The organism is Aneurinibacillus aneurinilyticus ATCC 12856 (genome assembly GCF_000466385.1).
Classification (GTDB): domain Bacteria; phylum Bacillota; class Bacilli; order Aneurinibacillales; family Aneurinibacillaceae; genus Aneurinibacillus; species Aneurinibacillus aneurinilyticus.
Genome location: NZ_KE952657.1, coordinates 1 through 2,229 on the forward strand (window position 1 = coordinate 1; position 2,229 = coordinate 2,229).

A 2,229-nucleotide genomic window follows, 5' to 3' on the forward strand; every position below is an offset into this window, starting at 1 on the left:
TTTGGATTATACTGGATAATCAACACCCTTGATAATATAATGCAAAATTAATTATACCAAAAGTAAGCTCTAAAGGTAATTAATAGGGAGAGCTGTGCAAACGAATAGCTCCGCAATGTCCATCAGATATAGCCAGCCTTCTTGAGCCAGAATGCGCGCAACCTCTGCCACCCATACCTAATTCGATGCCCAGGCAGTAAACTTCCCACCTAACACATTGTCGTGAACCGAAAGGCTGCACGATTCTATCTGAGATGCTGTTTCTTTCTCGTTAGTATGACTGAACCTTTAATCTTGCTTACAAAAATGTAAGTTACCCGTAAGGTGTTTCGATGTTTCTAATGCTATATCCAATGTAAACTAATAATAGGATAGTTAATCAAACCTAATGAAAAAATCAAAATTAATTATTTAACCAAGTTGTTACTACCCCTTGTTTATATACATCTGATTTGATAAATCGACACATTTTTGTGGTGGAAGGTAAGAAAAAGACACGCTGGCCTTTCTTCTGCCGGAGCGCAGGACGTAGCCTATCTCTTCTTTTTTCCTAATCTCCTTCTGCCAACCGCCCTGCCTTGTCAAAATATCAGGTGTCATTTATATAGGTAAATTTAGTTAGATGTACTAATAAAGAGTACAGGAAATGATAAAAAATTTTTAGAGGTGAGGCACATGAAAGGAAATAATATTTTATCTTCGTTATGTTACTTTAGTATCTTTTTTGCACCATTTTTATTACCAATTGTTGTATATTTGATAGGGGATAAAGAGGTTCAATACCATGCAAAAAAAGCATTATGGACACATCTTATTCCTTATGTAGCTTTAATTATTGGAATTGCAGCATCTGGAGCAATCGGTATTAGTACAGGAGCTGGAACGATAGTCGGATTTGGTGCAATAGCAACCTATGTTGTTGTTGCTATTATTACGATTTACTATTTTATTTGGAATATTGTAAGAGGTGTAAAAATTTTAAGAGAAATTTAATTTTGCAAAGAAAACCAAGATATCACACCTGTTGATTATTCATAAGATGAAAGAAAGAAGGTGCACGTGTAGGCGTGTTCCCTCGTCTTTTTCCCGCAAGGAAGGGATACGGTCGCTTTTTGTGGCGCCAAGGTTGGACCGGCAAAACGTCTGGGTATTATGGGACGAGAGACGAACCAACGACCGTTTAGTGCACAGTGTGGTGACGATTCCCTCTGGATCGTACTGGATAACCAACACCCTTGCCAAGATATATTACTAAAATTATTTTTGAACAACTCGGACTTGTAAAAGAAAGCTACACAAAAATTGGTGTCTATGTTCGCTCTTGTTATAAATTCAAACTCTGTTAGTGACAATTATTGATAAAAAGATTTTTTAGCGAGGGCTAAATCATTAAAGAACTTTCTCTATTCTTTATAGTCTTAGCATTATCGTCCAATAGTATACCGAATGTACTGTACTTTAAAATGACTAAACGAATGGCTTTATTTTCGCTACGATGAAGACATATTAATTCTTTTTAATAATTGCACGGGCTTGCAGGAAATAACCTTGTAACCAATCATACAAAGGGGCTGTCCAAATCGGACAACCCCTTTGTATGATGCTTGATAATACTAGGCTTTTAGTGATGGACTCAATTGGATTCGAACCAACGACCTCTACGATGTCAACGTAGCGCTCTAACCAACTGAGCTATGAGTCCATTTATGTATGCCGCACTCTTCAAGTGTCACTAATCTCATCTGAGCCATGAAGCTTTTTCGGCATTGTCAAGATAATAAAGATGGTGCGGTCGGCGAGACTCGAACTCGCACGGTCGTACGACCACTACCCCCTCAAGATAGCGTGTCTGCCAATTCCACCACGACCGCATTTTTATAGCGTCAACTATTTAAATTTATCACATTTATATAACCTTTGCAAGGTTTTTAAATAGCTTTATGGAGGGAGTACCCGGATTCGAACCGGGGAATAAAGGTTTTGCAGACCTGTGCCTTACCACTTGGCTATACTCCCTTATAAAAAAACTGGTCGGAACGACAGGATTTGAACCTGCGACCTCACCCACCCCAAGGGTGCGCGCTACCGAGCTGCGCCACGTCCCGATATACACTCATACATCAATATATGCAAAGCAAATGCTTTCCATGATTTTATGTAAAAAAGTTTTTTGACGCAACGCTGATAAATAAAATTGGTTGCGGGGGCAGGACTTGAACCTGCGACCTT

1 protein-coding gene and 4 tRNA genes are annotated in these 2,229 nt (G+C 38.9%); 1 reads left to right on the forward strand and 4 read right to left on the reverse strand.

The window, feature by feature from the left end; translation table 11 throughout:
• The first annotated feature begins 675 nt into the window (after positions 1 to 675).
• Positions 676 to 993 (forward strand): magnetosome magnetite crystal formation protein family, encoded by a 318-nt coding sequence (locus tag HMPREF0083_RS00665; protein ID WP_021618969.1) that lies wholly within the window; start codon positions 676 to 678, stop codon positions 991 to 993.
• Between the two features lie 635 nt (positions 994 to 1,628).
• On the opposite strand, the gene HMPREF0083_RS00670 is transcribed toward HMPREF0083_RS00665, so the two are convergent.
• The 4 genes from HMPREF0083_RS00670 to HMPREF0083_RS00685 all read right to left on the reverse strand — a co-directional run bounded on the left by HMPREF0083_RS00670 (position 1,629) and on the right by HMPREF0083_RS00685 (position 2,105).
• Positions 1,629 to 1,702 (reverse strand) — tRNA-Val (locus HMPREF0083_RS00670).
• 82 nt (positions 1,703 to 1,784) lie between these two features.
• Positions 1,785 to 1,871 (reverse strand) — tRNA-Leu (locus HMPREF0083_RS00675).
• Positions 1,872 to 1,941: 70 nt separating this feature from the next.
• A tRNA-Cys gene (locus HMPREF0083_RS00680) sits at positions 1,942 to 2,016 on the reverse strand.
• A 12-nt stretch (positions 2,017 to 2,028) separates the two neighbouring features.
• Positions 2,029 to 2,105: transfer RNA gene (locus HMPREF0083_RS00685), tRNA-Pro, on the reverse strand.
• Positions 2,106 to 2,229 lie beyond the last annotated feature (124 nt).